This is a genomic window from Crateriforma spongiae (assembly GCF_012290005.1).
GTDB lineage: Bacteria > Planctomycetota > Planctomycetia > Pirellulales > Pirellulaceae > Crateriforma > Crateriforma spongiae.
Genome location: NZ_JAAXMS010000001.1, coordinates 197,638 through 215,020 on the forward strand (window position 1 = coordinate 197,638; position 17,383 = coordinate 215,020).

The 17,383-nt window shown below is 57.2% G+C and carries 16 protein-coding genes; 9 read left to right on the forward strand and 7 right to left on the reverse strand.

All coding sequences use genetic code 11. The annotated features are described in order from the left end of the window. Window positions 1-7: 7 nt before the first annotated feature. Both HFP54_RS00745 and HFP54_RS00750 read left to right on the forward strand, forming a co-directional pair. A complete protein-coding gene (locus HFP54_RS00745; RefSeq protein WP_168563716.1) occupies window positions 8-1,408 on the forward strand; it encodes an arylsulfatase in 1,401 nt (466 codons plus the stop codon). A 94-nt stretch (window positions 1,409-1,502) separates the two neighbouring features. Further along, complete coding sequence (locus tag HFP54_RS00750) at window positions 1,503-2,930, forward strand: sulfatase (RefSeq protein ID WP_235951165.1); 1,428 nt, start codon at window positions 1,503-1,505, stop codon at window positions 2,928-2,930. A gap of 69 nt (window positions 2,931-2,999) precedes the next feature. On the opposite strand, the gene HFP54_RS00755 is transcribed toward HFP54_RS00750, so the two are convergent. Beyond that, window positions 3,000-3,404: a TIGR03067 domain-containing protein gene (locus HFP54_RS00755; protein WP_168563717.1), complete on the reverse strand. Its 405-nt coding sequence runs from the start codon at window positions 3,402-3,404 to the stop codon at window positions 3,000-3,002. A gap of 376 nt (window positions 3,405-3,780) precedes the next feature. On the opposite strand from HFP54_RS00755, the gene HFP54_RS00760 reads away from it, so the two are divergent. Genes HFP54_RS00760 through HFP54_RS00775 form a run of 4 tightly spaced genes read left to right on the forward strand, consistent with a single transcriptional unit; the run spans window position 3,781 to window position 8,732 of the window. Next, on the forward strand, window positions 3,781-4,299 hold the full coding sequence (locus tag HFP54_RS00760) for a hypothetical protein (protein WP_168563718.1): 519 nt from the start codon (window positions 3,781-3,783) through the stop codon (window positions 4,297-4,299). A 50-nt stretch (window positions 4,300-4,349) separates the two neighbouring features. Beyond that, window positions 4,350-5,567: a DUF58 domain-containing protein gene (locus tag HFP54_RS00765; RefSeq protein WP_146411556.1), complete on the forward strand. Its 1,218-nt coding sequence runs from the start codon at window positions 4,350-4,352 to the stop codon at window positions 5,565-5,567. Further along, window positions 5,548-7,761, forward strand: coding sequence for a transglutaminase-like domain-containing protein (locus HFP54_RS00770; protein WP_168563719.1), 2,214 nt, complete (start codon window positions 5,548-5,550; stop codon window positions 7,759-7,761). The genes HFP54_RS00765 and HFP54_RS00770 overlap by 20 nt, the downstream gene beginning before the upstream one ends. Then, window positions 7,758-8,732 carry an AAA family ATPase gene (locus tag HFP54_RS00775; RefSeq protein ID WP_168563720.1) on the forward strand — a complete coding sequence of 325 codons (975 nt, stop codon included), beginning with the start codon at window positions 7,758-7,760 and terminating at the stop codon, window positions 8,730-8,732. Before HFP54_RS00770 ends, HFP54_RS00775 begins: the two co-directional genes overlap by 4 nt. Window positions 8,733-9,094: 362 nt before the next feature. Here the strand turns inward: HFP54_RS00775 and HFP54_RS00780 are convergent, their stop codons facing one another. Further along, on the reverse strand, window positions 9,095-9,409 hold the full coding sequence (locus tag HFP54_RS00780; protein ID WP_206035945.1) for a hypothetical protein: 315 nt from the start codon (window positions 9,407-9,409) through the stop codon (window positions 9,095-9,097). 107 nt (window positions 9,410-9,516) lie between these two features. Here HFP54_RS00780 and HFP54_RS00785 point away from each other — a divergent pair, with 107 nt between their 5' ends. Together HFP54_RS00785 and HFP54_RS00790 are read left to right on the forward strand one after the other, a co-directional pair. Next, window positions 9,517-11,169 carry a permease gene (locus HFP54_RS00785; RefSeq protein ID WP_168563722.1) on the forward strand — a complete coding sequence of 551 codons (1,653 nt, stop codon included), beginning with the start codon at window positions 9,517-9,519 and terminating at the stop codon, window positions 11,167-11,169. A 176-nt stretch (window positions 11,170-11,345) separates the two neighbouring features. After that, the gene (locus HFP54_RS00790) at window positions 11,346-12,239 is read left to right on the forward strand and encodes a DUF1206 domain-containing protein (protein WP_146411570.1); all 894 of its coding nucleotides are present in this window, start codon (window positions 11,346-11,348) and stop codon (window positions 12,237-12,239) included. Here HFP54_RS00790 and HFP54_RS00795 read toward each other — a convergent pair. Both HFP54_RS00795 and HFP54_RS00800 read right to left on the reverse strand, forming a co-directional pair. Continuing rightward, entirely contained in the window at window positions 12,212-13,033 is an 822-nt protein-coding gene (locus HFP54_RS00795) for a carbon-nitrogen hydrolase family protein (RefSeq protein WP_168563723.1), read from the reverse strand. The genes HFP54_RS00790 and HFP54_RS00795 overlap by 28 nt on opposite strands. A 180-nt stretch (window positions 13,034-13,213) precedes the next feature. Further along, the gene (locus HFP54_RS00800) at window positions 13,214-14,278 is read right to left on the reverse strand and encodes a hypothetical protein (protein WP_168563724.1); all 1,065 of its coding nucleotides are present in this window, start codon (window positions 14,276-14,278) and stop codon (window positions 13,214-13,216) included. Between the two features lie 273 nt (window positions 14,279-14,551). Here HFP54_RS00800 and HFP54_RS00805 point away from each other — a divergent pair, with 273 nt between their 5' ends. Further along, the gene (locus tag HFP54_RS00805) at window positions 14,552-16,078 is read left to right on the forward strand and encodes an A24 family peptidase (RefSeq protein ID WP_168563725.1); all 1,527 of its coding nucleotides are present in this window, start codon (window positions 14,552-14,554) and stop codon (window positions 16,076-16,078) included. Between the two features lie 57 nt (window positions 16,079-16,135). On the opposite strand, the gene HFP54_RS00810 is transcribed toward HFP54_RS00805, so the two are convergent. Genes HFP54_RS00810 through HFP54_RS25140 form a run of 3 tightly spaced genes read right to left on the reverse strand, consistent with a single transcriptional unit; the run spans window position 16,136 to window position 17,362 of the window. After that, window positions 16,136-16,573 carry a Fur family transcriptional regulator gene (locus HFP54_RS00810; RefSeq protein WP_146411582.1) on the reverse strand — a complete coding sequence of 146 codons (438 nt, stop codon included), beginning with the start codon at window positions 16,571-16,573 and terminating at the stop codon, window positions 16,136-16,138. 30 nt (window positions 16,574-16,603) lie between these two features. Further along, window positions 16,604-16,951, reverse strand: coding sequence for a hypothetical protein (locus HFP54_RS25135; protein WP_197136114.1), 348 nt, complete (start codon window positions 16,949-16,951; stop codon window positions 16,604-16,606). 30 nt (window positions 16,952-16,981) lie between these two features. Next, window positions 16,982-17,362 (reverse strand): ArsR/SmtB family transcription factor, encoded by a 381-nt coding sequence (locus tag HFP54_RS25140; RefSeq protein WP_196784339.1) that lies wholly within the window; start codon window positions 17,360-17,362, stop codon window positions 16,982-16,984. Window positions 17,363-17,383 lie beyond the last annotated feature (21 nt).

The following is a 17,383-nucleotide window of genomic DNA, read 5'->3' on the forward strand; positions in this document are numbered from 1 at the left end:
GAGATTCATGAAAGGTTCCGCGATGTCTTGGCGACGATTCGTTTGGTTGGTTGTGGCGACCGTTCAGATGGTTGCATTGACCTGCTGTGGACAGGTTGCCACGGATGCAAAGGCGGGTTCCGTATCGACACAGCGGCCCAATGTGATTCTGATCCTTGCGGATGATTTTGCGCTGGGGGATCTGGCTTCAAACAACGGTGGTGCCAGCCGGACGCCTAATCTGGATCGTTTGGCGGCCGAAAGTGTCCGATTCAACAATGCCTACAGCGGATCTTGTGTTTGCGCACCGGCCCGTGCAGCGATGTTGACGGGACGATACCCGCATCGCACCGGCGTGGTGACGCTGAACCAAGAAAATTACCCCAAGTTGTCTCGATTGCGATTGGACGAAACCACACTTGCCGATGTGCTTCGTGCAAACGGCTACGCGACCGGGTTGATCGGCAAGTGGCACTGTGGGATCGAGCCGGACTACCATCCAATGAAACGAGGCTTCGATGAGTTCGCAGGTTTCATCGGTCCCAATTCGTATTTTGGTTTTCGGTTGGATGTTAACGGAGCGGTTTCCAATGGCAACAAAGGGTATTTGACCGAGGAACTGACCGAGCGGGCGATCCATTTTGTTCAGCGTCACCATGGTGACCCGTTCTTTTTGCACTTGGCTCACTATGCGCCGCATCGGCCGCTGGAGGCACCGCAGGAATTGATCGACTTCTATGTCGACAAAGGGTTGGAGCAGTCCACGGCGACGATTTACGCGATGATCGAGGTGATGGATCAGGGCATCGGCAAATTGTTGTCCGAACTGGATCGTTTGGATCTGCCACGACGAACGTTGGTGATCTTTGCCAGCGACAATGGACCGGATCCCGTTACGGGAACGCGTTTTAATCTGCAGCATCGCGGCATGAAGTATGAGGTCTATGAAGGTGGAATACGTGTTCCGCTGTTCTTTCGCTGGGCTGGCCAATGGCCGTCGGGCGAGCGAGACCAAGTGGTGCAGTTCATCGATTTGTTTCCGACCATCCTGGACGTCTGTGGCGTTTCGCATCCGCCAAAGCTTCCGATCGATGGAGCCAGTTTGAAGGGTGTTTTATCCGGGGCCTCGGACCCACTTTCGCGCCCATTGTTCTGGCAGTGGAACCGCGCAAACCCCAACTACACGCACAACGCAGCGATGCGGATGGGTAACTGGAAGTTGGTGAAGCCTTTTGTGACCAGGAAATCGAACCCAAAGGATTCTGATTTGAAGCCGGTGCTGTTCGACTTGTCTGCTGAAGAAGCAGAACAAAGGGACGTGTCAGAACAACACCCAGAGCGATACGCCGAGATGTTGAGGGAGTTGAATGCGTGGAGCCGGGATGTGGAACGCTCGCGAAAAAGAAAGATGTTTGCCAACGGACAGTGATGTGACACAGCGACCCAAACGAGATTCGGAAATTTCAATTCTCAAGCTTCGATGTCAACGCCGTTCATGCAGCCGGCTTTGCACAATCGCCATCATGCTTGTGTGTGGTATCGGTATGGGGACCACCCACGCGAGTGACAACGTGCTGCTGATTTTGGCCGACGACTTGGGTTGGGCAGATTTGGGGTGTTACGGAAATCCATGGTTTGAGACACCTCATTTGGATCGTTTGGCATCCCAGGGCGTTCAATTCACTCAGGCTTATTCCGCGGCGCCGATTTGTTCCGCTTCACGTGCCAGTTTGCTGACGGGAAAATCCACCGCTCGACTGGGTTTCGAATTCGTCACCAAGGACCGGGCTGGATATCAGCCGGTGGTGACCCCGCTGCGTGCGCCGCCGTTCACGTTGGATCTTCCGCTGAGGGAAGTCACCGTCGCGGAATGCCTTCGCGATGCAGGGTATGAAACCGCTTTTTTCGGTAAGTGGCATTTGAATCGCCACCACGAACGATATTTGGGTTGGAGCCCGACGCATGGTCCAGCGAAGCAAGGGTTCCAGGTTGCCGAGGAAGATTTCGGTTGTCATCCCTATTCCTACTACAGCGACCATGCAAAGCGTGGTTGGGTCGAAATACCCGACGGTGAATTTCCGGTCGATTCAATGACCCGGCGGGCGATCGGTTTTTTGAAGAAGCCGCACGCTGGTCCGTTCTTCTTGATGGTGTCACACTTTTACGTGCACACGCCCGTTCATACTCGGGTGAAGTGGCTTTATGATCGCTGTTTGGCGAAGATTCCAGAAGATCATCCGCGGCGTGAAGCGTTGGCGAATTACGGGGCCATGGTTGCGACCCTTGATCATCATGTGGGTGAATTGTTGGCGGCGTTGGATTCATCCGGGCACGCCGGTTCCACCTTGGTCGTGTTCACGTCGGACAACGGCGGGCATCCAGAGTATGCCGGCAACGCCCCGCTTCGCGGATCCAAATGGAATTTGTACGAAGGTGGCATTCGGGTGCCTTTGCTAGCGCGGTGGCCTGGGAAAACGCCGCCAGGGGAAACCTCCGCTGCCATGGTGTCGGGCACCGATCTGTTTCCGACCTTTGCGGAGGTGGGTAAGGCGTCACCGCCGGGGGATTTGGACGGCCAGTCGGTTGTGCCCGTTTTCGTGGACCCTGAAACCTTAATTCAGCCGAAGCCCGTGGTTTGGCACTTTCCGTACTACCATCCGGAAAAACGGTTCGCCAAAGTGCCGCGTGCCATCGGGATCGATGATGGATACACCAGTCAAACGCGTCCTCATTCGGTGATGCGGTCGGGATCATGGAAGCTAATGCACTTCTATGAAGACGGCCGCGACGAACTGTATCATCTGCCCACCGATTTGTCGGAACAGACGGAACGATCACAAAGCGATCCCGCGATGGCGAAGCAGCTTCGTACTGACTTGGATCATGTGTTGAAGTTGCGCGGGGCTCGTATGCCGGTACCGCATCCCGATTGGCAGTCGCCGTCACAGTGATCCGTCAAGCGAATCGTTCAAGCGGCATGACGGTGGGGGAAAGTGCCGGCTGGTGTGACTGGTTGGTCGTCAGTCTTTGGTGAATTCCAAGCGGCGACATCTCGGGTCATCAAAGTCTTTGGGCCCTTCGGTTTCACCGGGACGGCAGGCGGCGATTTCCAGGCGACCGTCAGCGAAGCGATAGATGCCCAGCGATTCCTTGTCTTTGAATTCATCGATCGCACCATCCTTGATCGTCGCGTTGATTTGTTTGGGCGATGTGGACGGATCCAGGCTGAATTCTGCTTTGAACCATTCGCCCGTCTTCGGGTTGCGATACTCCAAGTTGGTTTTGGCGACCACCATCACGACCATTTCTTCGTCGTCGATGGCGGTCCATTCACCTTGCATCCGCTTCAGGTCCGATTCGGCGGAATCCCCCGCCGCGAGAGTCGCCAGCATTCCGGCGGCAAAGAGAATCAGCATCGTTTTCATGGAATCTTCTGCGTGTGAATCTGGCGGGACGGATTGGCAAGTATTTCTGGGTTGCGGCGACTGACCGCAACGCATCCGACGTGCCATCATACGGATCCGGGGGCCTTGGCCGCAGTCGTCAGCTCGACTTGCGGTGTGTTCGCGTGTTCACCGTTTGCGCGAGGTTGTTCTTGCAGAATTCCACCCTTGACACGTGGCGGCGACGCGGATGATGAAGAACCCATGTGCGGGCGTCGCTGAGAAAACCAAATGCGTTGACCCTCCGTAATGACGCAGGCATACTGGATTCCGCTGTCAAAATCGGCTGGGACCGGTCGCGCGTCGTTGTGCGTCGCTGCGTGTGCATTCTGGTCCTCTTCTTGCGCTGTAGTTATCTGTGTTCCCGTTTCAACGAGCTGTCGCCAGCCTGACCGTGCTGCTGTTGCTGATTGGCAACTTTGCCGGGTGGGTGCACGTCGGTTGCGTGAGTTCGTCGCACTGCATGTGCATCGGCGAAACGGAGTTGTGTTGCTCGGATGACGTTCATGACGGGCATGGCCACGGCACGGCCTTGGGCGGGCACCACGCATCGGGACATGCATCGGATTGTTGTCATCACGGGCATCCGCCTGACGTCGATCAGTGCCAATTGCCGCCGGGCGAACTAACGCCAGACATGCTTGCCGACGCGGCGGATGAACCCTCCGGTGATTCGTCGCCGGCAAAATCCCATGATTCGGATCGCTGTAGCGTTTGTCAGAATTTTTACACCGCGCGGAACGCCGCTCCGGTTGTGGTCGCCGCTGTCTGCTTCGGCACCATTGGCGTCGCTTTGGACGAAATTTGGGTCGACGTTTGTCTTCCGCGCGACGTTTCTCTTTCAAGCATCTCGTTACGAGGACCGCCGCAAGTCTGACCGACTTGCTGCTTTTTTCTTCGTTCTCGTAGATAGCTTGAGATGCGCTCATGTCGATTGCGCCTGATGCGTCCAAGGCATCCAGTTGGTTGGTCCGTGCGTTGACCACCGACTTTTGTCCCTGGGCGAATCGATTTGTTTATTGGTTGAAAGAACCCGTCGGCTGGTTCGTTTTGGCGACGGCGGCCAGCGTGATGATCGGCGCTTTTCTGGCACCGATTGGCTGGACGCTTGCGGCTGCTTTGGCGGCGGTCATTTTGGTGGGGATGGTCTGGCCGTGGGTCGCCGTGCGAGCGGTGTCCTGTCGTTTGACCCCGGAGGTCGACTGTGTCCACGAGGACGACCGATGCCACTTGGCCCTTTCCGTTCGAAACGTGTTGCCGATGCCAGTATGGGGCTTGGCCGTCGAAGGATTTCTGGATCGTGTCTGTGATGATGGGATGTCCAAGCATCCGCCAACGGCCGCGCTGGCGTATGTTCGGCCATGGGCGGTCAGCACGTATCGTTTTGGCGTCCAACCCGAATTGCGTGGACACTACCCCGATGGTGTGACGTCGTTGACGTGTTCTTTTCCGTTCGGGATTTGGACGGCGCGGCGCGAGTTGGGGGACGTATCGCGAGTGACCGTTTGGCCCAAGGTGTATCCCATTGCGGGCCAGACCGCGTTGACCGGGCGCCGTCGAGCCGAAACCGGCGACGGGAACCGGATTGGCCGATGTGGCGACATTGTCGGTGTCCGTGAATACCGGTTGGGCGATGCGGCCAAGCAGGTGAACTGGGTTGCTACCGCACGCGCCGATCGATTGATCGTTTCCGAACGCAGTGGTCCGGAATGTCCCAGGATCCACGTGGTGATCAGTGATCAGGCCGGAGGTTCGCGGGCCGAGCTTGCGGACCGAATCCGAGTGGCGGCCAGTTTGATGGCGAATTTGCATCGGTCTTCCATCCCGCTTCGAATTCGCATCGGCAATCGTCAAGTCACCCCGCGAGTCGGACGCGACGGATTCGTCCAGATCATGAACGCGTTGACCGATGTGCCGATCGACGGTGTGGATCAAGTCACGCGGATTGGCCGAGCCGACGGTCACACGATGATCGCGATTGATTCCGATGCCGACGGGAACCCTAGGGTCAGTATCAGCGACCCCGGACGAAATCATCGCATCAAAGCCGAACACGATGATCGGGTGATTCGCCGTGACTTGGCTCTGGATGACCAGTTATTGGCGTTGTGGACGGAGGTGCGTGATGCCAACTTGGTCGCGTAAACGTTTCGAAGCCATTGTGCTTTCGCTGATCGCCTTTGCGTCCCTGGTGCCGCTGCGGATGCCCGTGGAGCATCGGATAACGTATGTTTCCGAATTGGTTTGTCTATTGGTCCTGACCATTGCGGCGGCTTGGAGGCCGTCTCGGGTGCAACGTGTTGCAACATTGTTATTGCCAGTAACGCCAATCGCGTTCGCCGCGTTGGCGCGGTACATCACCACGCCCATCGCCTACGAAGTCACCATGTTGTCGGTTTTCGGTGCGGCGGCCATTGCAATGGCCGTTGGCGGGCGCGGGGAACGCTGGCATGCATTGTCGCTGGTGTCCAGTGGTTTCCTGGTCTTGTTTGCCGCTTCGATTTCCGATCACTCCTATGCCGTGGTGTATCCGCTGGCGTGGATTTTGGTGTGCGTTTGGCATTTGGTTGCGAACCACTGGGAACGCTTGGACCTGGCAATGCCCGATCAAGTTACGCGAACGTGGACGTTGCGTCCGGGATCGGTCTTGGTTGCGGCGGCCGTGTTGGCAGTGGGCGGCTTTGCCGTCAAAGACCGATTTACTGAATCGAAACACTTGACGTTTGGATTCATGCCGACCAGCGGCGGGTCGGATTGGTCTGACCCCGCGGCCAAACGTGGCGTCGGTTCGGGTGACGCCGCCATCGCCGCAAAGGACTTTGCCGAGTCTTTTGGTGCGGTGGATTCGGAGCTGTTTCTGGAGTCTCAAGAGTCGACTCTGTTCGACATGTTCAATGATTTGATCGGCGAACCGAAGAAGAAGAAGAACAAAATGGAACGTCGTCAGGCGATGGCGAACCAAAAGATCATTCCCAGTCATGAACGCGCCGCTAAAAGTGAACAAGGCGGCGGATCGTTTTCCACCGACCGTGTGCCGCCGGAGAAACACCAGCACTTTGATGATGCCAATGATCCAGGAATCGTTCAGTGGGATGGTCCGGTGGGAATTCGTCTGGCCATGCATCGTTATGACGCGTTCGATGGCATCGATTGGACACAAGAAAAGGATCTGTCCGAAGACGAGTTGTTGCGAGTCGATTTCGGTGAAGATGCTTGGTTCTTTGACCCGGGGCGAAATGATCTGATTCATCAAGATCCGGACAAGGTGCAGGTTGGGTTGCTGAAGGCGATCAAGTTGGGATCGAATCGTTTGCCTGTGCCGATGCTGACCGGTGGGATTCATATCAAAGAGGTCAATCGTCAAGATTTCTTCGGCATTCAGTCCGACGGATCGTTTTACATGCCGGGCCGGGACAAGGTGCCACCGCTGACGGTGGTTCACATCGCAAGTGAAAAGCTGACCGAGGATGAGATTCGAGAACATTTGGTTTCGTCCGAAACGGTCATTCCCTGTGGCATCGGAGAAATCGCCGACCTGGCGGAGCAAATCGTCGATGATCATGATCACCCCTATGATCAACTGCGGGCTTTGATCGGTTACCTACGAAGCAACGGTACGCTGGATCGACAGGCCGTGAGTGATTCGGATTTGCCAGTCAGCGAGTTTGCTGGATCCACGCGAGGCGGCAGCCATCTGTTTGCCACAACCGCTGCGTTGTTGGCCCGAGAAATCGGATTGCAATCACGTCTGGTCACCGGTTTTTACGTCCGCCCCAGCGGATTCGACGTGATCGCCGGTCACACATCGGTTCGGCCGGACGATGTTCACGTGTGGGCTGAAATCCGACTGAGTGATGGTCGCTGGTTCGAAGTGGAGCCTACGCCCGGGTACCGTGAACCTCATTACCATCCGTCGCTGTGGCTGCGTTGCCGCCAGTTCGTTGCCCGGCAATGGCCAGCCATCACGGCTGGTACCGTCGCTTGTTTTCTAGCGTATGTGACCCGCCGGATTTGGATCGACTGGATGTTGTATTTGGTCTGGTGGCTTGCCCCGGTGCTTCGTCCAAGACGTCGACTTGGTTTGGCGATGTGGACGATTGAAAGACGCGCCAAGTTGGTCGGTCAACGCCGACCGCGAGGCCAAAATCAGCGTGATTGGATGGAACAGCTGACACGCGATGATCACGGTTTGCAAACGGCTTGTCAGCAGTTTTGCGACGCCGCCGATCGCCTTTTCTATGGCGGTAACGATGACCGGGTTGAAAAGTCGTCCACCCGTATCGTTCGGCTCTTAAATACACAAACGATATCCAAGATTACAAAGGAGGCAGCCGTATGAGCGTTGCCACCGACGAAGAACAGTCAGATTGCCAGTCGCACGCCCAGTGGATCTCGGGGCTTCAGTTGCATTTGCGGCACGTGCTGCTCGGCAAGGACGAACAAATCGATCTGGTCATCGCTTGTTTGTTGGCGAAAGGACACCTGTTGCTGGACGACCTTCCGGGGACGGGAAAGACGACCTTGGCAAAAGCCATCGCCGATGCGCTCAACAGTCGCTTGGCCCGTGTCCAATGCACTCCCGATTTGATGCCGGCGGACATCACCGGTTTCAGTGTCTTTAACCAGAAAACACGGGAGTTCGAATTCCACGCGGGGCCCGTTTTTGCGGACGTCTTGTTGGCGGACGAATTGAACCGGACAACGCCACGGACCCAAAGTGCGCTTCTGGAGGCGATGGCTGAACGCCAAGTCACCATCGATGGAAAGCCGCACCCGCTGTCGTCAGCGTTCTTTGTCATTGCCACGCAAAACCCGATCGATTCACACGGCGCCTATCCGTTGCCGGAGGCACAGTTGGACCGCTTTTCGATCAAGCTGAAAATCGGCTATCCGGACCGTCAGGCTCAACTGCAAATCCTGGAACGTCAGGTGCTGGGCAGCGGCGACGAATCTGGCGATGGACCGAAGCCCGCCGCTTCGTCACTGACCTTGGATCAGTTGCGGCGTTTGCAATTGGATTCGCAAAGCGTGAAAGTTCATTCCCGTGTCAGCGAGTATTTGATCGATCTGGTGGAAGCATCACGCGATGACGCTGGTGTCGAATTGGGCGTCAGCCCTCGTGGGATGCTTTGCTGGCAAGCAATGGCCCAGGCTTGGGCGCTGATGCAGGGACGTGATTTTGTGACTCCGTCCGATGTCGCCAAAGTTGCACAGCCGGTTCTTTCGGTGCGGTTGCTGACTCGAGGGGAAGACGTCGACACGGTCATTGATCGAATCATGAACTCGGTCGCCACCCCGGAGTACAAGTGATGAATCGTCATGTGGTTGTAAGCAACGCTGGAGCTGAACACGAACCGTCGTTTGGCTTGGCGGTGCATCGTGTCGCCATGATGACACGTTGCGGGGTGGGGATCTTGGTGCTGTTGCTGCCCGGTTGCGGCGCCTCGGATTCTTCGTCGCCGGCGACCCCGGTGGGGCACGACGGCGAGATGGTTGACTTGCCTCTGTCTCTTGGTCAGCTGTGCGAGGAATCCAGAAACCTGGTCGGGAAATTGAAAGAGCAACCCGATCATGTCCCGTCGCAGCAAAGACTTTCGCAATTGGTCTCGCTGACGCCAGAGTATGCCGCGGATACTTCCATCGACGAACGGCAGTGGATTCCAATCTATGAGCTAAGCGAGGCGATTCGAACGTCGATCAATCGTCGGCCCCAGCAATGGGACGCCCCGCGGATCGACGAAGTGATTCGGCTGTGCCAGATCAGTGAAGACGCGTGGGAAAGCTTGGGGCCGGATGGCCAAAAGCAACGGTTGCTGGCTCTTGAACATCAACATCGTGAAGACGAGCACCATGATCACGACGACCACGACGACCACGACGAGCACGACGAGCACGACGACCACGGTGAGCACGATGAGCATGAGGATCGCGACGAGCATGATCAGCACGATGATCATGAAGATGACCATGACAGAAGGGCGGAACATTCACGACATCAATCGCCGGTGGATGGCCAGGCTCTCCTTGGTGGTTGCCGGATGGATGGTCCTGTCTTGGCGTCGGCGTTGAACTTGCTTGGTGAAGGGAGCCTGTCATGAACAGCCCGATTTTGAACGCGGTCTTCGGCGGTCTGTTGCGAATGACCGAAGCGTTGATGGCATCTGCACCAACGCTGTTGGTCGGCTTGGCGGTCGCCGCCATCCTGCGGTTTTACTTGGGAGCCGACGGAACGCGACGCCTATTCGGTGGCAACAGCTTGCGTGCACTGCCCCAGTCATGGGCGGTGGGAATGTTGTTGCCGGTGTGCAGCATCGGCGTCCTGCCGATCTTGATCGAAATGCGTCGTGCGAAATTGAAAGCCGGGGCGCTGTCCGCTTTTGCATTGGCCGCGCCCTTGTTCAATCCCCTGTCATTGCTTTACGGCGTCACGCTGTCGCGGCCCTATGTGATCTTGATGTTCGCGGTCGGTTCGCTGTTGGTCGTGACGTTGGTGGGGATGCTTTGGGATCGCTATTCGGCCGCTCGCGAAGGTGAGGATGCCTCGGTGGTCCTGGAGAGTGAAAAAGATCCTACGGACATCGGTGTGCGTCGCTTGTTTGCGGTGATCGGTTACATGTGCCGGCAACTGGTCGGTCCGGTCGGCGTCTGGACATTGGTGGCGGCGTTGGGCGTCGGGCTACTGGCCTGTTTTCTGCCGTGGGGAGCGTTGCAGCATTCCATCAATCGCGACGACTGGTGGGCACCCGCGCGAATGGCCGGTGTTGCGATTCCTGCCTATGCGACGCCGATGTTGGCGATGAGCCAGCTTGGGATGATGTTCCAGCACGCGAATTCTCCCGGCGCCGCATTCATTTTGTTGGTGATCGGTGCCGGGGTGAATCTTGGCACCATCGGATGGTTGGCTCGACATTTTGGCACCCGAAGTGTTGCCGTTTGGTTCACCTGTTTGATGGTCATCGTGGTGGGCATTGCCTATGCACTGAACCGGCCGCTGATCCCGCCGGGGGTCACACCATCGGACCACACGCATGCGTTTGATATCTATACGAATCCGATTCACTTTTTGGATTCGAACGTCGGCGCTTTCGCACGCGAAAAGCTTGCCGAGAAGTTTGGGCCGGTGGAGCAAATCTGCTTGGCGATTTTCGCGGCCATGGCGTTGGCTGGAGCTTCCCTGCGTTTAATGGATCGGACCAAAGGCGATACGACGGAATCGGTTTCGGCCGGTTCGGAATCCGTCGATACGCCGCCCGAGTCAACGATGCTGGGTTACGACCGCATTGTCAGTTCGCAAGTCGTTGGCGGCACCATGATCATTGGATTGATCGTTATCAGTGTGGTGATGTGTTACAGCTTCTATCCTGCCCCGGATGAGTGCATGGAAGAAATTCGGCTGATCCGAGCCGAAGCGATGTCTGCTGCATTGAGCGGCGACACCGAGCATGCGAAGTTTTGGGTGCCGCATTGGGACCAGTGGTCACGTCGTGCGGAGGTCGGCGCGTTTTTGCGTCGTGGCACGATCACGCCCTATCAACGGATGCAGGGATTCTTGTTACGCAAGAAGCTGGATTTGTTCGAACACGAATTGGAACACGAGCACGACGACCCGTTTGAGATCCGTGGCTTCGTCGACGATGTGATGGCAACCGATACACGTTGGCGGACTGCGTATCGCAAACCCTATGGATCCAGCGATGAAGAAGTTTCCGTCAATGAGGTGGTCATCCCAAGCGATCAGGACCTGTAACACGGTCTTCGTGCAGCGGCATCTTGGGTAATCTTGGTGACGACAGAAACGGTCACTCCATGCGATCGGATCTGAAGAGCCGGATGGCGTTGGGGGATTTGGTATGGACTTTGCTTCGAGAGCATTCAAGCAAAACGTCCCCATTCTCCAACGTCAGAATCTCCACCCAACCCATCATGTCGATCTCTACGCCTGCGAAACACTCTGCGTCGTCCAATCAAACCAACGCTTCTGATTTTTCTTGGCACGGATTCAAAACGCGTTCCATGCCCGAAGTCCCGTCTTGGGTCGAAACCTTCGGGAGATTTGGTCATGTGGCCAAGGGCGTTGTTTACTTCATCATTGGGCTCCTGGCGTTTCAACTGGCGATCGGTGCCGGAGGTGAAATATCCGGCTCGCGTGACGCCATTCGGGAAATTGGCCAGCAACCGTTTGGACAGTTCTTACTTGGACTGATGGCGATCGGGTTGATCGGTTTCACCGCATGGCGATGGGTGCAAGCGGTCAAGGATACCGAAGGCGCCGGGACCGAGGCCAAGGGGATCGTGAAGCGAATCGGGTATGCGGTCAGCGGCTTGGCCTATTTGTTGCTCGGCTGTTACGCCGGTTCGCTGGCTCTCGGATTCGGCAGTTCTTCCGGGTCTAGCAGCAATGGTGCTGCCAGCGGCCTGCTTGATTCACCCTGGGGGCGCGTCGTGCTGGGAATTGCCGGCGCGGTCACGATCGGCGTGGCCATCTACTTTGTTTATAAAGCGTACAAAGCAAAATTCATGACGAAGTACCGCATCGCCGAAATGAGCGACACCGCACGTGAACTCGCGTTAAAGGCGGGGCGATTTGGTTTGTCGACCCGTGGCGTCGCGTTTGCGATCATCGGAGGCTTTATTCTGGTTTCGGCAATCCGCGGCACTGCTGACGGACAGGTCGCTGGGATCAGCGATGCCTTGGCCGCGATCGCCGCTCAATCCTACGGTAAGTTGTTGATCGGCGTGACTGGATTCGGGCTGATGAGCTACGCCGTGCACCTGTTCTTGATGGCACGCTATCGCCGTTTCAACGTTGCGTCTTGATCGTCGATGTCAATCGATCGAAAGCGTTTGGCCAACAGCCCTGTGGCCTTCTCGGTGTGGATACCGGCGAAAAGGACTCCCGATTTCCCGTAAGGTTGGTGCGTCATCAGAACACCGTCGGGATCCACCACCGCCGACGTCGTTGTTGCACCCCGCAAAGCGCAGTTGACGGTTGCAAAGTAACAGGTGTTTTCCGCGGCACGACACAGGGCTGCCTTCTCGTGAAAGCTGTTCGCCGGATCGGCAAATCTTGACGGCAGATAATCCGTGGATTCCACGATTTCGAAGTGTGGGTGGAACACCACGTGTGCGCCATGGCGTGCGGCCCAGCGAACCGTTTCCGGATAACGCCAACCCTCGTGGCAAATCACGATGCCAAACAACAGTGGCCCGCAATGGAAAATCTTGCGGTTGCGTCCTTTGGTATAGACGGCTTCCTCCGAAGGATCCAGTTGAACCTTGTCTTGAAAGCCCGCACAAGTTCCGTCGGGATTTGTGACCCGTGCCGTGATCATGCGTCCGTCTTCTGCGACGCGTTCGGTTCCCAGGATGACGCCAATCTGAAGGTCGGCTGCTTTGTCATCCACCACGGCCCAAGCTTGATCCAGCCATGTTTCACTCGGCCGGCTCACAGATGGCTCGGTTCGATACCCCGGCAAGAAGCACTCGGGAAAACAAACGATGGATGCACCTCCCGTCGCCGCGGCCACCATCGTCTCCAATACGATTTCCAAAGCATGGTCAGCGTGGCGGGCGGGCTGCACGTTGGCAAGGGCGATGCGAATCGATGGCATGTTCGGATGGTGGTGGGATGCGATCTGCGGCAGCAATGGACACGGCAGCGGACGCTCGCGGTCGAGACCACTTTGGTCTCAATCCATTGTTCACGGTGCCGAACGAATGGTCGCAGCGGTTCGGGTTTGAAGTCGAAGGGGCCGCGTGGTGGATCAAGGATCGACATGGAAAACCAGCGGTCACCGTGATGAGGCTGGGCTGAGCCGTTGTTCGATGTAGAACTGGCGAGTCATGTAAGTATCCACATCCGGATAACCGTCGGAGGTGGGAAGCAGCGTGTCCCAATGATTCGGCCGAAACATGGATTGGCGGATGAGCGTTTGCCGCAGTGCGTCATCTGTCGGTTCTTCGGTGGTGTCCAACATCGTCGGCGGTATGGTTCCGTCGCCCTCGCGGCGAATCGCCCACCGCGGCGTTCCATTGGCATCAACATCAAACTGCGCGGCTTCTTGGGTGTGGACCTTGGTGGTCACTGCGATGCCCAAACCCCGGTCAACTCCCGGACGTTCAAAACCAACCATGAACGCGTAGCGACGTCCTGGTTGCAGCGTGATCTCATCTTCGTCAGTCAAGTCGAATCTTATATATCGAAGATGGCCGTCTTGAATCCCAAATGGTTCTCCGGGGCTGCGGCGGTACGCGTACCGTGTGGTTGGTGGGATCGATGTCGGAAAAACACCACCGGTCACACGTCGGATCGGACGATAGGTGACGCCTTCGACGTAATCGTCGGCGCGGTTGTACTTCATGTCAAAGCCATGTGTGGCACGCTGACCTTTGGTGGTTCCGTTTTCGTTGATGCGAAGTGTCTGGTCGGGAAGACCAACGACTTCGAAGAACTGCAGATACATTTCAGCGCCGGGTGTTCCGGCCATCACGGCGTTGTTGCCGCGTGCGGTTCGCAAGACGATCGCATCGACGGTCACATCATCGCCGTCAGGAATGTTGATCACTTGGCCTAGATCGCGATTGCGTTGGAAATAGCCGAATCCGTTGGCATTGGGGTTGCCTTTCCAGTCCAAGTGATCGGCGGTTTCATTGCGAATGCTGGTGTTGCCGCCGATCACGTCTTCGTCGCGTTCGATGTGATTTCGCAGGTGCGCGGGCGTGACGCCGGGATCAAACGTGTAGTGTTTTCCCAGGTCAGAGATGATCAGTTCCGCAGACGCCGGTGCGTGGCACGAAGCCATCCATAGGACCAGAAAGAGACCCGGCAGGGGACGAAGGGTGCTGCGGTGGAGCATGGCGGATCCTGGGGGCGACCGTTGCCGAAATGGGACGATGTCCAAAGTGTAATGCGCCGGCTGACCGCTGGTACGCGTTCAGGCATCCGAGGTGGGCCCGTGATCGGAATAGGCTGGGCAACCCCTTCGGCCCGAATGCTAAGCCAGGGACCGCACACATCGCACACTAATTGCATGTGCAGGGTGTTTGCTTTAGTCTGTGTCGTCTTTGGAGGCCACGGTTTCTGGCGGTGGATTTTCGATTCTTGGGTGGCCTTTGCTTTGTTGCCAAACATGAGTATCGACACGGCTGAGTGCACCGGTTCCGATCCCTTTCGCACCACGTTGGTCGGCGAATACATCCGGGTGTTGTTGTCGGTCACCGCAGTGGCAACCGCTGCATTTTGGTTGCTGACTGCCATGCAGGGGCCGGTTGCCGTATGTTTGGTGGTGGCTAATCTGGCGGTTCTGGCTACCTGTATGGATCGAGGTCCAGTCGGGTTGCTACGGATGCTGGGCCTGGTGACGCTGGCGGTGGCCGTGGCCGTGGCTGTGTCGCTGCGTCTTGGAGCCGATGATGTCCCCTGGTGGGGACCGATTTGGTTCCTGTCGCCCGGTTCGACGCTGGTTTCCCTTGGGGTTTTGGTCGCACGGGATCTGCTGGCGATGCTTTCGCGGCGAGGTCGCGATGGAATTGAAATGCAGGACTCGGGCGAATCGATCGAGATCAATCGGATGAGCGAAAAATCGAGTGAGGACGAGGGGCGGGCATCCGCTTGGTCCTATCGACGGATTGCCATCGTGTTGGCTTGTATCGGGATGGCCGTCTACATGATCATCATCCCATCGGTATCGGCGGTGCTCGATTCGCTGGCCGAGCGTCCGACCAGTTACGCGTTGGAAGACCTGACGGTGATGGAATTGGTGCGGGTTCGTACCGCGAAGCTTGCCGTGTTCCTGGTCTTTGCCGGCTTCGGAGCCTGTTTGGGCAGTTTTCTAAACGTCGTGGCGGCAAGTCTTCCGCGTGGCGAATCGATCGCCCTGCGGTCATCGGCATGCCCCCAGTGTCACACGCCGATCGGACGAATCGATAACCTGCCGATCTTCAGCTATCTGAATCTTGGCGGACGTTGCCGTCATTGCCATGCGGCGATCCCCGTGCGTTATCTGGCCGTCGAAGTCTTGGCGATGCTGATCGTGTCGCTGTTATTCTTCTGTGAATTGATCACCGGTGCGGCCAACGTTCCGGGATTTCCCTTTTATCAATTCACCGGAATCGTTTGGATCATCTTGTACACCAAGTGGCCGGTGGTCGGCATCTTTTTTTTCCACGTTGCCATGATGTGCATGGTGATGACGGTCGCGTTGATGGAACGCGACCGCCTGCGGCCTCCGGTCTGGTTTACCATCGCGTTGTGGGCGTTTTTTGCGTTGTTGCCGGTGTTGGTACCGACGCTGCGTCCGATCGACTTCGGTCGGCATCTGCCTTCGGTGCTGCAACTGACGATTCCGGGGCTTGCCGACCGGGCGGTGGCCGGTCTGTTGGGCGGAATCGTCGGATGGCTCATGGCATTGCTGGCCGACAGGATCGTGAAGCTTTCGCGCAAACGTGGTTTGGTGACGGCGTTTGTCCTGGTCGGCGTCGCGATGGGATGGCAGGCCGTTGTCACGATCACCGCGATCTATTTGTTGATCGTGTGGGGCCTGTCGCTTCGATCATTCGGCCGGCGGTGGATGTTTCGCAACGGGGCCACCGCGGTCCTGCTTGCCGCGGTGATTTTGCATCATCCGTTTTGGGAAATGATTGATCGATGCTGGTGATGATCCGACACGAGAAGTCGGATCGCTAGAGAGACACAAATTTCGGAGCGTCACGAGTCACTGCGAAGCGCAATTCTTGCAGCGTCCACGAAGCAGAATCTCGGTCACTTCGCCCACCTCTTCGCTGGCACGCCGGCTGCTCGCGGTCAGCTTGACGCTGTCCATGCAGCATACCGAACCGCAAACGGTGCAAACGAAGTGGGGGTGGGCGTCGGCGACCGTTTCTCCCGACCGCACTTCTTCGAAGCGATAGACGTGGTCCCCGAGTTCGGTCCGTCGCAGCAATCCCGCGTCGGTCATGTCGCACAGATTGCGAAACGCGGTGGCTTTGTCGATCCCGTTTTCGGCCAGACGCTCGGCGACCTCCGCGTGCGAAAGCGGCGAATCGGCATCGCGGACCATCTGTAGCGTGGCCAAGCGTGCGGGGGTCGCACGCAGGCCGGCAGCTCGGATCGAATCCCGGATGGAATCCGTTGTCGTCATCGCTTGTTTCATTAAGAAGGGTGGGGATTCGGGAGCGTCGTTTCAGCTGACGACGTTTACCGGACCATGGTCGTCGCAGTGGTCGCCATGGGGATGGTGCAAATGACCGTCGACCAAATAGTCGATGTGATCGCCATGCGGAATCGGTTCGTGCCCACAGCCTGGACCGTGCACGTGATTCGGGTCATGCCCGCTGCACTGGTGTGCCGGGGTGCACGTGTCGGGGTTGGTTTCGGTGACTTCCAGGGCGTGTTCGACCACCGTTCCATCAGGTTCAACGTGATGCATGTGACCATCATGAAGATAGTCGACATGGTCGCCGTGCTGAATGCCCGTGTGTTCGCAATCGGGCCCATGTTGATGATCGTGGTTTTCATGAACGTGCGACATGTCAGTTCCTTGCCGGAGAATTTGGAATGGTCAAGCGTCTTCCATTGCATGCATCACCCCGTTGGTCACCAAACGCGAAATGTGACCGTCGGCCAGACTGTAAAAAACATGCTTGCCTTCACGACGCGATCGAACGATCCGCTCGCTTTTCAGGACGCGCAGTCGTTGCGAAATCGCCGGAAGCGGTTCTCCCAATGCCTCGGCCAATTCCGAAACACAACAGGACCGAGCCTCCAACATGATCAGTAAACGCAGGCGTTGTGGATCACCCAACGCACGAAAGATGGCCGCGGCGCGTTCGCAGGCGACATCATCAAAACCGGTCAGCGGATGCTGATGGTCGTCGCTGCAGCAGCTGGGCGAATCGTCTTCGGTCGCGGCTGATCGGTGATTGGTCGGCGTTTTTTGCATGAATCTACAGTTGCATGACTG